Origin of the sequence: Nocardioides seonyuensis (genome assembly GCF_004683965.1) — a bacterium.
Lineage (GTDB): Bacteria > Actinomycetota > Actinomycetes > Propionibacteriales > Nocardioidaceae > Nocardioides > Nocardioides seonyuensis.
The window spans coordinates 1,981,994-1,996,520 of record NZ_CP038436.1; the positions used below are offsets into that span (position 1 = coordinate 1,981,994).

A 14,527-nucleotide genomic window follows, 5' to 3' on the forward strand; every position below is an offset into this window, starting at 1 on the left:
GGTCAGATCCAGCCGGTCATCCGGCGGCTCCCGTGCTTGCTCCCCGGCCGGGGGGAGAAGGGGTCGTAGCCGACGAACGGGATGCTGCTGAGGTCGATGTCGACGCTGACCGCATGGTCGGAGGTTGCGGCACGCACGACGTTGACCAGCCAGGTGTTGAGGCTGTGCCCGGCATGCGCGGCCTTCTCCTCGGCTCGTGCCTTCACCGACTCGGGTATCCGCAGCGTGATGCGCGCGAGGCCCCCCTCGTCGTCGGGCTCGGGCGGCACCGGGGTCGGGGGAGCGGGAGGCTCGGGTGGTGCCGGCACAGGCGCGGCCTCGACCACGAAGTCGAGCTCTCGCCCGGCCAGGCGCACGTCGACGTTGCCGCCCGGCAGCTCGGCCGTGATCTCCGCGGCAGCATGCGAGATGGCCTCCATCAGGGCGAGCCGAGCAGCGGGGTCGAGCGCGTAGGCCAAGCGGGCGGCAGCCTCCCGCAGGTCCTCGCCGCCGGCCTCGGCGGCGGCGAGGAAGTCGCGGCGGAGGTGGTCGACGTAGGGCGTGATGTCCATGCGCACCACTATGACACCATCATGACGTCAGAACAAGGGCAAGCTGGTGTCAGACCGGCCTGCAGAGGTCGGCGGACGGCGACGTACGGTGTCCCCATGCCAGACCGCGCCCAGCGTCGAGACGTCGCTCGCAACCGCGAACGGCTGCTGGCGACCGCCGAGGTCTACTTCGGGAAGCGCTCGCTCGACGCCCCGCTGCAGGGACTGGCCAAGGCTGCCGGGCTGGGGGAAGCGACGCTCTTTCGGCACTTCCCCTCCCACGAAGCGTTGGTCCGGGCTCTCTACGACCGACTCGTCGAGCGCATCGATCACGTCGTGACCCGGGCGACCGCGACTGAGGACCCCTGGCTCGCCGTGGAGGTCTTCCTGCGGGGGTGCATCGAGATCGTCGTGGACTCCCCGGCAGTGCCGGAGATCATGCGACGTCAGGCCGTGAACGATCCGTCCTACACCCCCGGCGACGCGTGGGTCGAGCCGATCCGGGCCCTGGTGGAGCGAGCGATCGCTGCCGGCGTCCTGCGGCCGGACGTCCGGGGATCTGACCTGGTGACGAGCGCGCAGATGTTCTGGGGGATCGCCCGGGTCCCCGAGCCGGGCCGTGAGCTCAGGGCGCACCGCCATCTCCAGCTGCTGCTCGACGGGCTCCGGGCGAACCCCGCGCACGGTCCCCTCCCGAGCAGACCGCTGGGGGCCGGCGAGGTCCACCGGCTGCTGCACGGCGTGGGCGACAGCACCGACGACGACTGACACGCCTGGCCGGGCCGGCGCCCATCGGGCTGGCGGCAGTCAAGCGTCGGCGTCCGTCAGAGGTCGAAGAGCGAACCTGATCCGTTGATGTCGGCATCGGTCTTCGGCGTGTGGGTCGCGCCGCTGGCGGGCTTGGACTCGGACTCAGGCGTCGGCTCGGTCGCCGACTCCTCGGTCTGGGTCTGCTCGGACGACTCAGCGGCAGGCTGCTCGACCGCGGACTCGTCGGCAGCCGGGGCCTCGGCAGGCTCAGGTGCTGCCTCGTCCTCGCTGCGCCCGGCTGCGGTCGCGGCCTGGCTGAGCTCCGCGCCGCTGGGCGGCGCGGCGGGAGCCTGCGGCTCTGGCTCCGCCTCGGGCTCGACCTCCCCCTGGGGCTCGGGCTCGGGCTCGGGCTCCGGGGTCGGCTCGGCCTCGGGTGCAGGCTCCGACTCCGACGTGGCTGCCGGGGCCGGCTTGGCGGGCTCCGCGGCGGGGATGTCGAAGAGCGAGCCACCCTCGGGGATCCCGGCGGACGGCGCGGGGGCCGCACTCGACTCCGGGCTGCTCGAGGCCTCGGCGGCCGGCGCCGGCTCGGACTTCGCCTCGGGCTCCGGCTCGGTCTTCGCCTCGGGCTCCGGCTCGGTCTTCGCCTCGGGCTCCGGCTGGGACTTCGCCTCGGGTGCCGGGGCCTCCAGGTCGAACAGCGAACCGCCCGAGCCCAGGTCGGCCGCCGGGGTCGTCGGCGCGTCGGCTGCAGGCTTCGGGGCCTCGCTCGCAGGCTCTGCCTGCACCTCGGCTTCCGCCTCGGGTGCCTGCTCCTCGGTCTTCGGCGTGGGCTCGGTCGCCGGCGCCTCCAGGTCGAAGAGGGATCCTCCCGACGTGGCCGCGGGCTTCGCAGGCTCCTCGGCCTTGACCGGCTCGGCGGACTCGGGGGCGGGCGTGTCGAACAGCGACCCGCCGGACGCGGGCTCCGTCTTCGCCGGCTTGGCGGGCTCGGGGGCGGGCGTGTCGAAGAGCGACCCGCCGGACGCGGGCTCGGTCTTCGCGGGCTTGGCCGGCTCGGCGGCCGGCGTGTCGAACAGGGAGGATCCGCCGGAGGCCTTGGCGTTCGGCCCGACGTCTGCAGTCTCGGTGACGGTGTCCTCGGTCTGGGTGGCGTCGCCCACCTCGGGCTCGTCCTTGGTCGCGACGTCCCCGGTGGAGACAGCCGCCCCGGCGCTGGCGCCGGCGGCCGCGGCCTTCTTGGCGGAGCCGGGCGCGGCCTTGGTGGCCTGCTCGCCCTTCACCGAGGCGAGCAGCATCTGGGCGACGTCGAGGACCTCGACCTCCTCGCGGGCCTCGCCCTTGGCCTGCTGGGCGGTGAGGCCGTCGGAGAGCATCACGCGGCAGAAGGGGCAGCCGACGGCGATCTGGTCGGCGCCTGTGCCGACGGCCTCCTTGGTGCGGTTGATGTTGATCCGCTCGCCGAGCGTCTCCTCCATCCACATTCGGGCACCACCGGCGCCGCAGCAGAAGGACTTCTCGGAGTTGCGCTCCATCTCGACGACCTCGGCGCCGGGGAGGACCTGTAGCAGCTCGCGCGGCGGCTCGTAGACCTGGTTGTGACGACCGAGGAAGCAGGGGTCGTGGTAGGTGATGGACCGCTTCGCGGCGCCAGCGCCCTCCTTGACCGGGGTCAGCTTGCCTTCACGCACCAGTCGGTTAAGCAGCTGGGTGTGGTGCACGACCTCGAGCTCGATGCCGAAGTCCTTGTACTCGTTCTTGAGGGTGTTGAAGCAGTGGGCGCAGGTCGAGACGACCTTCTTGACCTTGAACTCCTTGAAGGTCTCGACGTTCTGCTGCGCGAGGCCCTGGAACACGAATTCGTTGCCGGCTCGACGCGCAGGGTCTCCGGTGCAGGTCTCGCCGTTGCCGAGCACGCCGAAGGAGATGCCCGCGATGTTGAGCAGCTCGGCGACCGCGCGGGTGGTCTTCTTCGCGCGGTCCTCGTAGGCGCCGGCGCAGCCGACCCAGAAGAGCCAGTCCACCGACTCCAGCGACTCGAGGTCGTCGCCGACGACCGGGACCTCGAAGTCGAGCCCCTTGGCCCAGTCCATGCGGGCGTTCGGCGACATGTTCCACGGGTTGCCCTTGTTCTCCAGGCCCTTGAACAGCCCGTTGAGCTCGGCGGGGAAGTTGGACTCCACCAGCAGCTGGTGGCGCCGCATGTCCATGATGTGGTCGACGTGCTCGATGTCGACGGGGCACTGCTGGACGCAGGCGCCGCACGAGGTGCAGCTCCAGAGGACGTCCTCGTCGATGACGAAGTCGCCGTCGGCGGGGTTGTAGAAGTAGTCGAGGACGTCGGTGCCGGCGCCGTGGTCGGCACCCTTCTCGCCGCTGCCGACGAGCACCCGGTCGGTGTGGGCGGGGTCGCCGGCCGCCTTGGCGTAGGCGTGCTCGCGCAGCCCCATCACCAGCAGCTTGGGCGAGAGCGGCTTCTCGGTGTTCCACGCCGGGCACTGCGACTGGCAGCGACCGCACTCGGTGCAGGTGGTGAAGTCGAGGATGCCCTTCCAGGAGAAGTCCTCGATCCTGCCGGCGCCGAGGGCGGAGTCCTCGTCGAGGTCGTCGATGTCGTCGAGCGTGATCGGCTTGCCGTCGGAGGTGAGCGGCTTCATCGCGCCCAGCGCGGTCGTGCCGTCGGCCTCACGCTTGAACCAGATGTTGAACCACGCGGTGAAGCGGTGCCAGGCGATGCCCATGGTGATGTTGCGGGCGATGACGATCAGCCACACCATCGCGAGCACGATCTTGAACGCCGCGATGGCGTAGATGAGGTTCTCGAGCGAGGACTTGTCGACGGGGTAGATCGCGTCGCCGAGCCACGACGAGAACGGGTAGTGGATGCGTCCCGACTCGGTGTCGAGCCGCCACTCCGCGGCACGCACGAAGAGGATGGCGGCTCCCTCGAGCAGGGCCAGCGCCTCGACGAAGTAGGCCTGCCAGAAGGTCGACCCGAAGAATCGGCTCTTGCGACCTTCACTGCGCGGGTGGTGCTTCTGGCGGTAGATGATCAGGAAGACGATGCCGATGGTGCTGAGCGCGCCGATGAGCTCGTTGAACCACTCGAACGGGATCCAGTGCCCGACGACGGGGTAGGCGAAGTCGGGCTTGAAGAGCTGGAAGTAGGCCGCCAGCACGGCCGTGCTGAGGAACAGGAACGCCATGTAGACGAACCAGTGCATGATGCCGATCCAGGTCCACTGCAGCATGCGCGTGTGGAGGAACGTCTCCTTCAGCATCGTGACGGTGCGCGCTCCGGGGTTGTCGCTGCGCCCGACGGCAGGCTGCCCCTGTCGCATCACCCCCAGCATCTGGCTCACTGCGCGTGCCGTGAGGGCCACGGCGACGACCGTGAAGGCCAGCGAGATCACGATGGCGAACATCTGCATGGGGGAGTGCTCCTCGGGGCCGGGGCAGAACAGCTCGTCGCAGTGGTGGACGGCTGGACAGAGCCTAGGCTCTGCCTGCTCTGGTGTTGAGCGACGTGCGAGTGGCGAGAATCCTACCGGCAGGTAGCTTTCGTCCCTGCCCCTACCGGGGCGTAGTGACCGTCGCCACACCATGGCTCGTCTTTGTGGCGCCCATCACCATTGGGCCGGTCACGGCTCCTTCATAACGTCAGGTCGAGCAGCGTGTCGGTGTCCGGCAGCAGGCGGCTGACGGCCTCGGAGTCGAGCCAGGTGAGCGGGGCCATGTCGGCAGCGTAGGAGACCGCACGACTGGTCCAGTCCACCCCTGACTCACGCGACCCCCCGACGTAGCCTGTGGGAGGTCGGCCCGTGGGGGGCTGCGTGTGGGGATGGGGAGGTCGCGCGTGCGACGACTGGCCGTGGTGCTGACCGCTCTGGTGACGATGGTCGCCGGGCTGGGGGTGCTGGTGACCTCGCCGTCGTACTCCGCCTCCGCTGAAGCGCCGGTGACGGCACGGAAGGCCGCCCGGCTGCACATCCCCGCCATCGGGGTGGACGCCGGGATCCGTCGCGTGGGGGTCCGCAACGGGCGCCTGGCGGTGGGCGGGAGCGTCCGCGACGTCTACAGCTGGCGCCACGGCGTGCGCCCCGGCCAGCCCGGCAGTGCCGTGCTCGCCGGCCACACCTGGTCCAAGGGGCCCGGTGTCTTCGACCGGCTCGGGCAGCTTCGCCCCGGAAACCGGATCTCGGTCGGGATCGCCGCGTTCAAGGTCACCAGGGTCAGGCGGGTCTCCGGGCTCAGCCCCGCGGCGGTGCGTGCGCTGTTCTCCGACCGGGGCAGGGCCAGGCTGGTGCTGATCACCTGCGGTGACCGCAACAACACCACCGGGATCTACCGCACCCGCATCATCGTCACCGCGAAGAAGGTCCGTCGCCTCCCAGCCGGCGGGTGAGCAGCCCGGCCGTGCTCACCACGGCCCTGGCGATGGATCCCGGGTCCGGCTCGTCGTCGGGGAACGTGACCGCCACTCCCGCGACGGGGAACTGGTTGTGGTCGAGAACCGGCGCCGCCACGCTGCTGAGGCCGGGGGTCACCTCTCCCGCCTCGACCGCGTGCCCACGCTGCCGGGTCTCGGACAGGATCACCCGCAGGGCGGCCAGGGTGTGCACCTCGCTGCCGTGGCGTGTCACGAAGGCATCCCGGTCGGGGTAGAGCGCCCGCACCTGGCTGGCCGGAAGGGCCGAGAGGATGGCGCGTCCACTCGCGGTCAGGTGGGCAGGCAAGCGCACCCCCACGTCCGTGACCAGCGGCGGGCGTCCTGGTGCGCGCTCCTCGACGACATAGAGCACGTCGCGACCGTGGAGCACGGCGAGATGGGCGCCGTGGCCCGTCACGTCGACGAGGGCAGCCAGTGGGCGCCGCGCGAGCCGCTGCAGCGGCTCCTGCCGCGTGAAGCCGCTCCCCACCTCGAAGGCGGCCACCCCCAGGCCGTAGCGGCGGTCATCCGGCAGGTGGACGACGAAGCCCTCGTCGATCATGGCGTTGACCAGGTGGTAGGCCGTGCTCCGCGGGAGGTCGCAGGCCCGCATGATCGAGTCGAGGGGCACCGGGTCGGACTGGCTCGCCAGGTACCGCAGGACCCGGAGCGCGCGGGTGGCCGCCGGGACGTGGCTCATGCCCGAATCCTGCCCGACCCCGGGCTCGGGGACGGGCAGGAGCGGTCGACGCGAGGCTCAGGCGCGGCGGTGGTCCTCGCCCGAGGTGGTGTCGTCAAGGATGGTGTCGGGGTCGCGCGAGGAGTCGGTCGCGGTGGTGTCAGTCGTGGTGGTGCCGGTCGTGGTGGTGTCGGTCGTGGTGGTGTCCGTGCGCGGCGTGTAGTCGTCGGACTTGTGGTCGACGCGCGGGTCGAGCCGGTCTGCAGCGCGGAGCTGGTCCTCCTTCTTGGCCTCCTCCTGCACCACACCGGTGCGGGCCTCGGCAGCCTGGCGCTCTGCGCGCTCGGCCTGCAGTCGGGCCTGCTCTGCCCTGGCCTCGGCCTCCCGGGCGCGAGCGTCCTCCTCCTGGAGGTCGACGCTGCGCTCGTCGGCCCGTTGACGCATCTGATCGGCCTCTGCCATGGCGTCCTCGTGGCGGCTCTTCTGCACCGAGCGCGCGATCACGGCGATGACGATGAGGCCGAGGACCACGACGGCGGCAAGGACGATGATCTCCATTGTGCTCATGGCTTGCTCCTTCCGGCCGTCAGGCGGCCTTGATGTGCGGTAGGCAGGGAAGTACCCCTGAACCCGACGCGACAGCCGCCGGAGTCTCGTATCCGAGACGTAGGGGCGCCGGCCGGGCTGGTGGACGGACCGGGCCGAGAGTTTGATGGCGGCCATGCAGCTCCACGTCTCCGCCGGCCCCCGGGCCGAGGCAGTCCAGGTCGGTGTCGGTCCCGTCGGCCCCCGGGAGCTCCTCTCCGTCGCGCGCCACGGCGCCCCAGTCACGCTCACCGACGAGGCGCTGGCTGCGATCGACCGGGCGCGCGCCGTCGTCGACGAGCTCGCCGCGGCGCCCACGCCGGCGTACGGCATCTCCACCGGCTTCGGCGCCCTCGCCACCCGGCACATCCCCACCCCGATGCGCGCCCAGCTCCAGCGGTCGCTGGTGCGCTCCCACGCGGCCGGATCCGGTCCCGAGGTCGAGCGGGAGGTGACGCGCGGGTTGATGCTGCTGCGGCTCTCCACCCTCGCCACCGGTCACACCGGGGTCCGCCGCGAGACGGCCCAGCTGCTGGCCGGGCTGCTCACGCACGGCATCACCCCGGTGGTGCGCGAGCACGGCTCGCTGGGCTGCTCAGGCGACCTGGCGCCGCTGGCCCACTGTGCCCTGGCGCTGATGGGCGAGGGCGAGGTGCGTGACGCAGCCGGCACGCTCATGCCGGCCGCCGAGGCCCTCGCCGCGGTCGGACTCGAGCCGGTCGAGCTCGCCGCCAAGGAGGGGCTGGCCCTCATCAACGGCACCGACGGCATGCTCGCCATGCTGGTCCTCGCCATCTCCGACCTGCGCATGTTGCTGCGCACCGCCGACATCGCCGCCGCGATGAGCGTCGAGGGCCAGCTCGGCACCGACCGCGTCTTCGCCCCGGAGCTGCAGGCGATCCGGCCACATCCCGGCCAGGCCGCCTCGGCGGCCAACCTGACGAGCATCCTCGCGGACTCCGGCGTCGTCGCCTCCCACCGCGGTCCCGACTGCAACCGGGTCCAGGACGCCTACTCGCTGCGCTGCTCCCCGCAGGTCCACGGCGCTGCGCGCGACACGGTCGAGCACGCCGCGCAGGTCGCGGCCCGCGAGCTCGCCAGCGCCGTCGACAACCCGGTCGTGCTCGCCGAGGAGGGGCGGGTCGAGTCCAACGGCAACTTCCACGGTGCGCCAGTCGGCTACGTGCTCGACTTCCTCGCCATCGTGGCCGCCGACGTCGCGTCGATCAGCGAGCGGCGCACGGACCGGTTCCTCGACAAGAACCGCAGCCACGGGCTCACGCCGTTCCTGGCGGACGACCCCGGCGTCGACAGCGGCCACATGATCGCGCAGTACACCCAGGCCGCGATCGTCTCCGAGCTCAAGCGCCTCGCCGTGCCCGCGTCGGTCGACTCGATCCCCTCAAGCGCGATGCAGGAGGACCACGTCTCGATGGGCTGGTCGGCTGCTCGCAAGCTGCGGCGCTCGGTGGACGGCCTGACCCGCGTGGTGGCCGTCGAGGTCCTCACCGCCGCCCGCGCCCTCGACATGCGGGCGCCGCTGACACCGTCGCCCGCGACCGGCGCCGTCGTACGCCTGCTCCGCGACTCCGGCATCGAGGGCCCCGGCCCCGACCGCCACCTGTCCCCCGAGATCGAGGCAGCCGTCTCGCTCGTCGCCTCCGGCGCGGTGCTCGCCGCAGCCGAGTCAGTGGTCGGCGCGTTGGCCTGACGAAGTCCCCGACGAAGGTCGCTCGCGGGATCGGAAGATCCTTCGCGCTAGTGCCGGAGGGACGAGCCGCAGCGTCCGGTCGAGCAGCGGCGGCAGGCCACCGACTGCCTTGAGCGGGTCCCCGAGCGGCTGGCCGGGGACCGCGCCCATCGTCACCAGCCCGACGGTGGCCGCCGCGAGGGAATCGGTGAGGGCCTCGACGTCCATCGCGGTGTCGAGGCCGCGTGAGGCGAGGACCCGGTGCACGCTCGCGGAGATGGCGGCCCGCCAGTGGCCCATGCACTCACCCAGCATCACGGCCATCTGATCGTCGCTGTGAGCAGCGGCGATGACGTGGCTGAGCAGGGCGGCGCTGCCGTCGTCGGTGGATCGGGCTGCGAGCCGGGCGCCTACGCCGTAGAGCTCCTCGAAGGTGGTGACGGCCTCGAGGTCGGCGGTGAAGTCGGCGATCAGTGCCAGCGTCGCCCGCCGGTAGGCCTCGTGGAGCAGGCCGTCCACGCCCTGGAAGTGGTAGTAGACGAGCGCCTGGTTGACCCCAGCCTCTGTCGCGATGCCGCGCGCGGTCAGCCCCTTGGTGCCGGTCCTGGCGGTCAGTCTCACGGCCGCGTCCATCAGGGCGACCCGTGTCGCCTCGCTGCTCATGGCCTCATCCGATCGTCGGCACCGGTTCGGACCAGCGGACGAGGCCCGAGCCCACACGCGTCGGCCACCACCTGCAGCCACGGCCGTACCACCGGGAGGCGCATGCACCAGCCCAGCCAGGCCCACGGGAGGGTGGTGTGCTCCAGGGCGCGGGCGAAGGCGGCGATGCCGTCGCTGTGGTCGCTGTCGGGTGGGTCGCCGGCCTGCCAGCGCATGCGGACCAGGGCCACGGGGGCGGCCTCGGCCGGCCGCCGCTCCAGGCCGGTGGGTGCCAGGGAGTCGAGGACCACACCCGTGGCCGAGCACAGGGCACAGGCCTCGCTGACCCAGAGGGTCGCCGGCGCTGCCACCCACGGCCTCCAGCGTGGCACCCACGAGCGGACATGACGGCGGTAGTCGTCGTGCGCCGGCCAGCGGGCGCTGAGCGTGGCTCGCTCGTGACGTTCGGCGAGCACCACCGAGAAGGCCACCGAGAAGGCCGTCAGGCCGGCCAGGACTAGCGATCCGGTGGCGGCGGTCAGCAGCGTCATCAGGCCAGCGATCGAGATCTGCATCGGGTTGGAGACGTAGGCGTAGGGGCCGCTGGTGACCAGGTGCGCGGGCGGGTCCCACGGGAAGGGCGTGCCGCCGGCGCGGGCGAGCTCAGCGACCGCGGCGAGACCGGGAACGCCGAGGCCCACAGCCGCGGTCAGCAGCAGCGCGCGCATCGGGTAGGGATGGTCGACCACGGACATCCAGGTCAGCCCATCTCGGGCCAGCGCCACAGTCGGCACCAGCCAGCCGAAGACGGCCGGGAACAAGACCACCTGCAGTCCCGCCCGCACGGGCAGCCAGGTGCGCTCGCGGGTTGCCTTGCCCAGGATGAGCGCTGGCACGAGGCCTGCCCCCAGCAGGATCGCCTCGCCGGCCACCCAGCCAGGAGCGAGCGCGACGAGGTCGTCGGCCAGCCGCATGGTCAGCAGGTCGACCCAGGCCAGCCCTGCGACCCAGGCCCACAGCGGACCGCCCGCGAGGACGGGTAGCGCCCCCCACAGCAGCGCCCAGCCCAGGGACACCTCGGCGGGGACACCCAGCAGGGACGTGGACGAGGGGGCGAACGTCCACCACGAGGTCGTGACCTCGACCACGTGGACGGTGACCCACACCCAGAGCGCGGCGAGGAAGGCGGCCGGCGCTCGGGTGAGCACGTCACCGGTGCGTGCCTGGCGCACGGCGGTCGCCACGACCACGAGCGCCAGCGGCCAGGCCAGGACGAGGTTGCGGGCGAGAGCTGCGTCGTCCATCGGATCAGTCCAGTCCGGCGAGGAAGGCGTCAGCGCCGGCGCTCATGAAGATCTCGCTCAGGGGGCCGAACCAGAAGGCAGGGTCGAGGTCGCGCACGTAGGTGAGGGAGATCTCTGCACCACATCCAGCATCGGTCTGCTGCCAGGTCAGCGCGCCGCGGTGAAGGGTGACCCACCGGGTGGTGCGCGCGTCGTCTGCCGTGACGTCGAAGACGAGGCGGCCCGGGCCGCTCTGGGCGATCTCGGTGCTGATCGAGCCGGCCGGCATGCTGAGCTCCCAGGTGTCGCCCAGGTCCAGGCCGGTCCCCGTGGCAACGGTGGGGGTGGGGTACTGAGCAAGCTGGAGGAGCCAGCCGCGGTCGGCATCCTGGTCGATCTGAGGGCCGCGGGCCAGCGCCGCCTCGAAGTCGGCGCAGTCGACGGCCACGATGCGCTCGGCCGTCACCTCGTGCTGGGGGCTGATCCGCAGCCCGGGCGTCGTCCCCTCCAGGGCGGCGAGGACGAGCAGGACGCCGATGCCGAAACGTTGTGAGTGCCGTTCGGCCAGCTTCATGACGCCGTAGCAGGCGAAGGCCAGGCCGTAGACGAGCGGACTGACCAGGAGCACGCACAGGGCGCCCTCGTGCAGGAACGCGGCGACAAGCAGCAGGGACACCGTCACGGCCTGGAACAGCTCAGCGGCCGAGGACTCGCCCGGCAGCAGACCCACCGCCAGGGCGAGGAGACAGGGGACGCCGACGAAGAAGAGGGCCGTGTCGAGACGGCCGATGGCCGCGGCGAGGACCGTTGCGGCGATGGCCACCGGCACGACGGCCACGAGCATGAGCGCGAGGCGGGACCGGAACGGGGCGATGCTCACGACTTGAGCATATGCTCAAAACGTTTGCTCAATCAAGCAGTCTGAAATCCGAGACAACACGCGTGCCCGGGGTCTAGCCGTCCTCGTGCCTCCAGGCGTTCGATGGACCCATGAGCGAGACCAACCCGCGACTGCCCATCCACGCCGCCACCGGCACCGAGCTGACCGCGAAGAGCTGGCAGACCGAGGCGCCGCTACGGATGCTGATGAACAACCTCGACCCAGCCAACGCCGAGCGTCCCGAGGACCTGGTCGTCTACGGCGGCACCGGCAAGGCCGCCCGCAGCTGGGAGGCGTACGACGCCCTGGTCCGCACACTGCGCACGCTCGGTGACGACGAGACGATGCTCGTGCAGTCGGGCAAGCCCGTCGGTGTGATGCGCACCCACGAGTGGGCCCCGCGCGTGCTGATCGCCAACTCCAACCTCGTGGGTGACTGGGCCAACTGGGAGGAGTTCCGCCGGCTCGAGGATCTCGGGTTGACGATGTACGGCCAGATGACGGCCGGCTCGTGGATCTACATCGGGACCCAGGGCATCCTGCAGGGCACGTTCGAGACGTTCGCGGCCGTGGCCGACAAGAGGTTCGGGGGCACGCTGGCCGGCACCATCACCCTCACGGCCGGGCTCGGCGGCATGGGCGGCGCCCAGCCTCTGGCCGTGACGATGAACGACGGTGTCGTGATCTGCATCGAGTGCGACCAGTCGCGCATCGACCGCCGTATCGAGCACCGCTACCTCGACATCCAGGCCGACTCCCTCGAGCACGCCGTCGCCCTGGCCGTCGAGGCGCGCGACGCGCGGAAGCCGCTCTCCATCGGCGTGCTCGGCAACGCCGCCGAGATGGTGCCGGCGCTGCTGGAGCAGAAGGCGCCCGTGGACATCGTGACCGACCAGACCTCGGCGCACGACCCGCTCTTCTACCTCCCGGTCGGCGTCCCGTTCGAGGAGTGGAAGCAGCGGCGCGAGGCCGACCCGGAAGGCTTCACCAAGGAGGCGCGGGCGGCCATGGCCTCGCACGTGCGTGCCATGGTCGAGTTCCAGGACGCCGGTGCCGAGGTCTTCGACTACGGCAACTCGATCCGGGACGAGGCGCGCAAGGGTGGCTACGACCGGGCCTTCGAGTTCCCGGGCTTCGTGCCGGCCTACATCCGCCCGCTCTTCTGCGAGGGCAAGGGACCCTTCCGCTGGGCCGCGCTCTCCGGCGATCCGGCCGACATCGCCGCCACCGACCGGGCCATCCTCGAGCTCTTCCCCGACAACGAACGCCTGCGCAAGTGGATCACCATGGCGGGGGAGAGGGTGTCGTTCCAGGGCCTTCCCGCGCGCATCTGCTGGCTGGGCTACGGCGAGCGTCACCTCGCCGGGCTCAAGTTCAACGAGATGGTGGCCAGCGGAGAGCTCAAAGCGCCCGTCGTCATCGGCCGAGACCACCTCGACTGCGGCTCGGTCGCATCGCCGTACCGCGAGACCGAGGCGATGCTGGACGGCTCCGACGCGATCGCCGACTGGGCACTGCTCAATGCGCTGGTCAACACCGCCTCGGGGGCGTCCTGGGTCTCCATCCACCACGGGGGCGGCGTCGGGATGGGCCGGTCGATCCACGCCGGCCAGGTCTGCGTCGCCGACGGCACCGACCTCGCCGCGCAGAAGATCGAGCGCGTCCTCACCAACGACCCCGGCATGGGCGTCATCCGCCACGTCGACGCGGGGTACGACACCGCGGTCGAGGTGGCCGAGACGCGCGGGGTGCGCATCCCGATGCTCGAGGACTGAGGGGCCGGACCTGCCCCAAATGTGCGTGTACCCGCCCCGAGCGTGTCGGGGCGGGTACAGCGACTCGAAGGCCCGCGCTGTCAGTGGGGGGACTCCCAGCGCTGGGCGCAGTCGAGGGTCGAGGGTGGGGCTACCAGACCCTGCGGCTCGAACCGCCGATCGGAACGAAGTTCAGGATCAGGCCGACGATCAGCAGGATCGCGCCGATCGTGGTGAGAATTCCGATGTCAGCCACGAGTCCGACGATGAGCAGGATCAGTCCAAGGACGACCATGAGGTTGCCTCCTAATTTCTGGCCTCTTCGGTGAGGCGTCACCCCATGCAGTTCCCCGCCCGAGGGGGTTCATACGCGGTTTCTGCACAAATTTCGGAGAAGTTCTTCTGCGGAGCGCGGGGACTCGCTCCCGACGCAGGGGATCACCCGCGAAGTGCGCTGATCGCCTCGTGGATCTGGAGCGTGCGGCGAGCCGACTCGACGTGGAGGTTCTCGACCATCTTGCCGTTGTAGGTGACCACGCCGGAGCCCTTGCCGTCCTCGAACGCCTGGATCAGACCCTGTGCGTCCTCGACGGCCGCCTCGCTCGGGGCGAAGGCAGCGTTGGCGCCCTCGACCTGGCCGGGGTGGATCAGCGTCTTGCCGTCGAACCCCATCTGACGGCCCTGCTCGCACTCGGCGAGGAAGCCCTCGGAGTCCTTGACGTTGTTGTAGACGCCGTCGATCACCGCGATACCCGCAGCGCGACCGGCGAGCAACGCCGTGTGGAGGCTCGGCAGGAGGGGGGCGCGACCCGGGACGTGCTCGGCGTACAGCTCCTTGACGAGGTCGTTGGTGCCGAGGACGAAGGCTCCGAGGCGATCGGACGCCTGCGCGATCTCCAGCGCAGAGAGGATGGCGATCGGGGTCTCGACCATCGCCCACAACCTGGTGTGGTCGGGGGCGCCGGCCTTCTCCATGGCGGCGACGAGCTGCTGCACCTCGGCGGCGCTGTTGACCTTGGGCACCACGATCGCCGCGGGCCCAGCCTCGGCGGCGGCGACGATGTCGGCGTCGTGCCACTCGGTGCCGATGCCGTTGACACGGATCGTGACCGTGCGCCGGCCGTAGTCGCCGCTGGCCGCGGCAGCAGCGGCCGCCTCGCGCGCAGCCGGCTTGGCGTCGGGGGCGACCGCGTCCTCGAGGTCGAGGATGAGGCCGTCGCACGCGATGGACTTCGCCTTCTCCAGCGCCCGCTCGTTGGAGCTGGGCATGTAGAGGACGGAGCGCAGGGGGGTGAACTCACTCAT

The 14,527-nt window shown here is 71.2% G+C and carries 14 protein-coding genes; 4 read left to right on the forward strand and 10 right to left on the reverse strand.

What is annotated here, in order from left to right; genetic code table 11:
- Positions 1 to 2 precede the first annotated feature (2 nt).
- Positions 3 to 551, reverse strand: coding sequence for a toxin-antitoxin system HicB family antitoxin (locus EXE58_RS09670; RefSeq protein WP_135267684.1), 549 nt, complete (start codon positions 549 to 551; stop codon positions 3 to 5).
- Positions 552 to 647: 96 nt separating this feature from the next.
- On the opposite strand from EXE58_RS09670, the gene EXE58_RS09675 reads away from it, so the two are divergent.
- Positions 648 to 1,298 (forward strand): TetR/AcrR family transcriptional regulator, encoded by a 651-nt coding sequence (locus EXE58_RS09675; protein ID WP_167288771.1) that lies wholly within the window; start codon positions 648 to 650, stop codon positions 1,296 to 1,298.
- A gap of 56 nt (positions 1,299 to 1,354) precedes the next feature.
- On the opposite strand, the gene EXE58_RS09680 is transcribed toward EXE58_RS09675, so the two are convergent.
- Both EXE58_RS09680 and EXE58_RS20310 read right to left on the reverse strand, forming a co-directional pair.
- Positions 1,355 to 4,711: a (Fe-S)-binding protein gene (locus tag EXE58_RS09680; RefSeq protein ID WP_135267686.1), complete on the reverse strand. Its 3,357-nt coding sequence runs from the start codon at positions 4,709 to 4,711 to the stop codon at positions 1,355 to 1,357.
- Between the two features lie 221 nt (positions 4,712 to 4,932).
- Complete coding sequence (locus EXE58_RS20310) at positions 4,933 to 5,055, reverse strand: hypothetical protein (protein ID WP_279638269.1); 123 nt, start codon at positions 5,053 to 5,055, stop codon at positions 4,933 to 4,935.
- An 81-nt stretch (positions 5,056 to 5,136) separates the two neighbouring features.
- Between EXE58_RS20310 and EXE58_RS09685 the strand changes: the two genes are divergently transcribed.
- Entirely contained in the window at positions 5,137 to 5,685 is a 549-nt protein-coding gene (locus EXE58_RS09685; RefSeq protein ID WP_167288773.1) for a class F sortase, read from the forward strand.
- On the opposite strand, the gene EXE58_RS09690 is transcribed toward EXE58_RS09685, so the two are convergent.
- Together EXE58_RS09690 and EXE58_RS19500 are read right to left on the reverse strand one after the other, a co-directional pair.
- Complete coding sequence (locus EXE58_RS09690; protein WP_135267688.1) at positions 5,645 to 6,409, reverse strand: IclR family transcriptional regulator; 765 nt, start codon at positions 6,407 to 6,409, stop codon at positions 5,645 to 5,647. The two genes, EXE58_RS09685 and EXE58_RS09690, sit on opposite strands and share 41 nt — an antisense overlap.
- Positions 6,410 to 6,466: 57 nt before the next feature.
- Complete coding sequence (locus EXE58_RS19500) at positions 6,467 to 6,955, reverse strand: hypothetical protein (RefSeq protein ID WP_167288775.1); 489 nt, start codon at positions 6,953 to 6,955, stop codon at positions 6,467 to 6,469.
- Between the two features lie 154 nt (positions 6,956 to 7,109).
- Between EXE58_RS19500 and hutH the strand changes: the two genes are divergently transcribed.
- Positions 7,110 to 8,684 (forward strand): histidine ammonia-lyase, encoded by a 1,575-nt coding sequence (gene hutH / locus EXE58_RS09700; RefSeq protein ID WP_135267690.1) that lies wholly within the window; start codon positions 7,110 to 7,112, stop codon positions 8,682 to 8,684.
- On the opposite strand, the gene EXE58_RS09705 is transcribed toward hutH, so the two are convergent.
- Genes EXE58_RS09705 through EXE58_RS09715 form a run of 3 tightly spaced genes read right to left on the reverse strand, consistent with a single transcriptional unit; the run spans position 8,661 to position 11,468 of the window.
- On the reverse strand, positions 8,661 to 9,326 hold the full coding sequence (locus EXE58_RS09705) for a TetR/AcrR family transcriptional regulator (RefSeq protein ID WP_135267691.1): 666 nt from the start codon (positions 9,324 to 9,326) through the stop codon (positions 8,661 to 8,663). The genes hutH and EXE58_RS09705 overlap by 24 nt on opposite strands.
- The gene (locus EXE58_RS09710) at positions 9,323 to 10,609 is read right to left on the reverse strand and encodes a methyltransferase (RefSeq protein WP_135267692.1); all 1,287 of its coding nucleotides are present in this window, start codon (positions 10,607 to 10,609) and stop codon (positions 9,323 to 9,325) included. Before EXE58_RS09710 ends, EXE58_RS09705 begins: the two co-directional genes overlap by 4 nt.
- A gap of 4 nt (positions 10,610 to 10,613) precedes the next feature.
- The gene (locus EXE58_RS09715; protein WP_135267693.1) at positions 10,614 to 11,468 is read right to left on the reverse strand and encodes a hypothetical protein; all 855 of its coding nucleotides are present in this window, start codon (positions 11,466 to 11,468) and stop codon (positions 10,614 to 10,616) included.
- A gap of 110 nt (positions 11,469 to 11,578) precedes the next feature.
- On the opposite strand from EXE58_RS09715, the gene hutU reads away from it, so the two are divergent.
- The gene (gene hutU / locus EXE58_RS09720; RefSeq protein WP_135267694.1) at positions 11,579 to 13,243 is read left to right on the forward strand and encodes a urocanate hydratase; all 1,665 of its coding nucleotides are present in this window, start codon (positions 11,579 to 11,581) and stop codon (positions 13,241 to 13,243) included.
- Positions 13,244 to 13,373: 130 nt separating this feature from the next.
- On the opposite strand, the gene EXE58_RS19505 is transcribed toward hutU, so the two are convergent.
- Both EXE58_RS19505 and EXE58_RS09725 read right to left on the reverse strand, forming a co-directional pair.
- A complete protein-coding gene (locus EXE58_RS19505) occupies positions 13,374 to 13,517 on the reverse strand; it encodes a hypothetical protein (RefSeq protein WP_167288777.1) in 144 nt (47 codons plus the stop codon).
- Between the two features lie 143 nt (positions 13,518 to 13,660).
- Positions 13,661 to 14,527, reverse strand: a complete 867-nt coding sequence (locus tag EXE58_RS09725) for an HpcH/HpaI aldolase/citrate lyase family protein (RefSeq protein WP_135267695.1) — start codon at positions 14,525 to 14,527, stop codon at positions 13,661 to 13,663.

Coding starts and splice junctions, on each gene's coding strand:
- EXE58_RS09705 (WP_135267691.1), bottom strand. CDS start 9,326: ATGAGCAGCGAGGCGACACGGGTCGCCCTGATGGACGCGGCCGTGAGA.
- EXE58_RS19500 (WP_167288775.1), bottom strand. CDS start 6,955: ATGAGCACAATGGAGATCATCGTCCTTGCCGCCGTCGTGGTCCTCGGC.
- EXE58_RS19505 (WP_167288777.1), bottom strand. CDS start 13,517: ATGGTCGTCCTTGGACTGATCCTGCTCATCGTCGGACTCGTGGCTGAC.
- EXE58_RS09680 (WP_135267686.1), bottom strand. CDS start 4,711: ATGCAGATGTTCGCCATCGTGATCTCGCTGGCCTTCACGGTCGTCGCC.
- EXE58_RS09690 (WP_135267688.1), bottom strand. CDS start 6,409: ATGAGCCACGTCCCGGCGGCCACCCGCGCGCTCCGGGTCCTGCGGTAC.
- EXE58_RS09675 (WP_167288771.1), top strand. CDS start 648: ATGCCAGACCGCGCCCAGCGTCGAGACGTCGCTCGCAACCGCGAACGG.
- EXE58_RS09710 (WP_135267692.1), bottom strand. CDS start 10,609: ATGGACGACGCAGCTCTCGCCCGCAACCTCGTCCTGGCCTGGCCGCTG.
- hutU (WP_135267694.1), top strand. CDS start 11,579: ATGAGCGAGACCAACCCGCGACTGCCCATCCACGCCGCCACCGGCACC.
- EXE58_RS09670 (WP_135267684.1), bottom strand. CDS start 551: ATGGACATCACGCCCTACGTCGACCACCTCCGCCGCGACTTCCTCGCC.
- hutH (WP_135267690.1), top strand. CDS start 7,110: ATGCAGCTCCACGTCTCCGCCGGCCCCCGGGCCGAGGCAGTCCAGGTC.
- EXE58_RS09725 (WP_135267695.1), bottom strand. CDS start 14,527: ATGAGTGAGTTCACCCCCCTGCGCTCCGTCCTCTACATGCCCAGCTCC.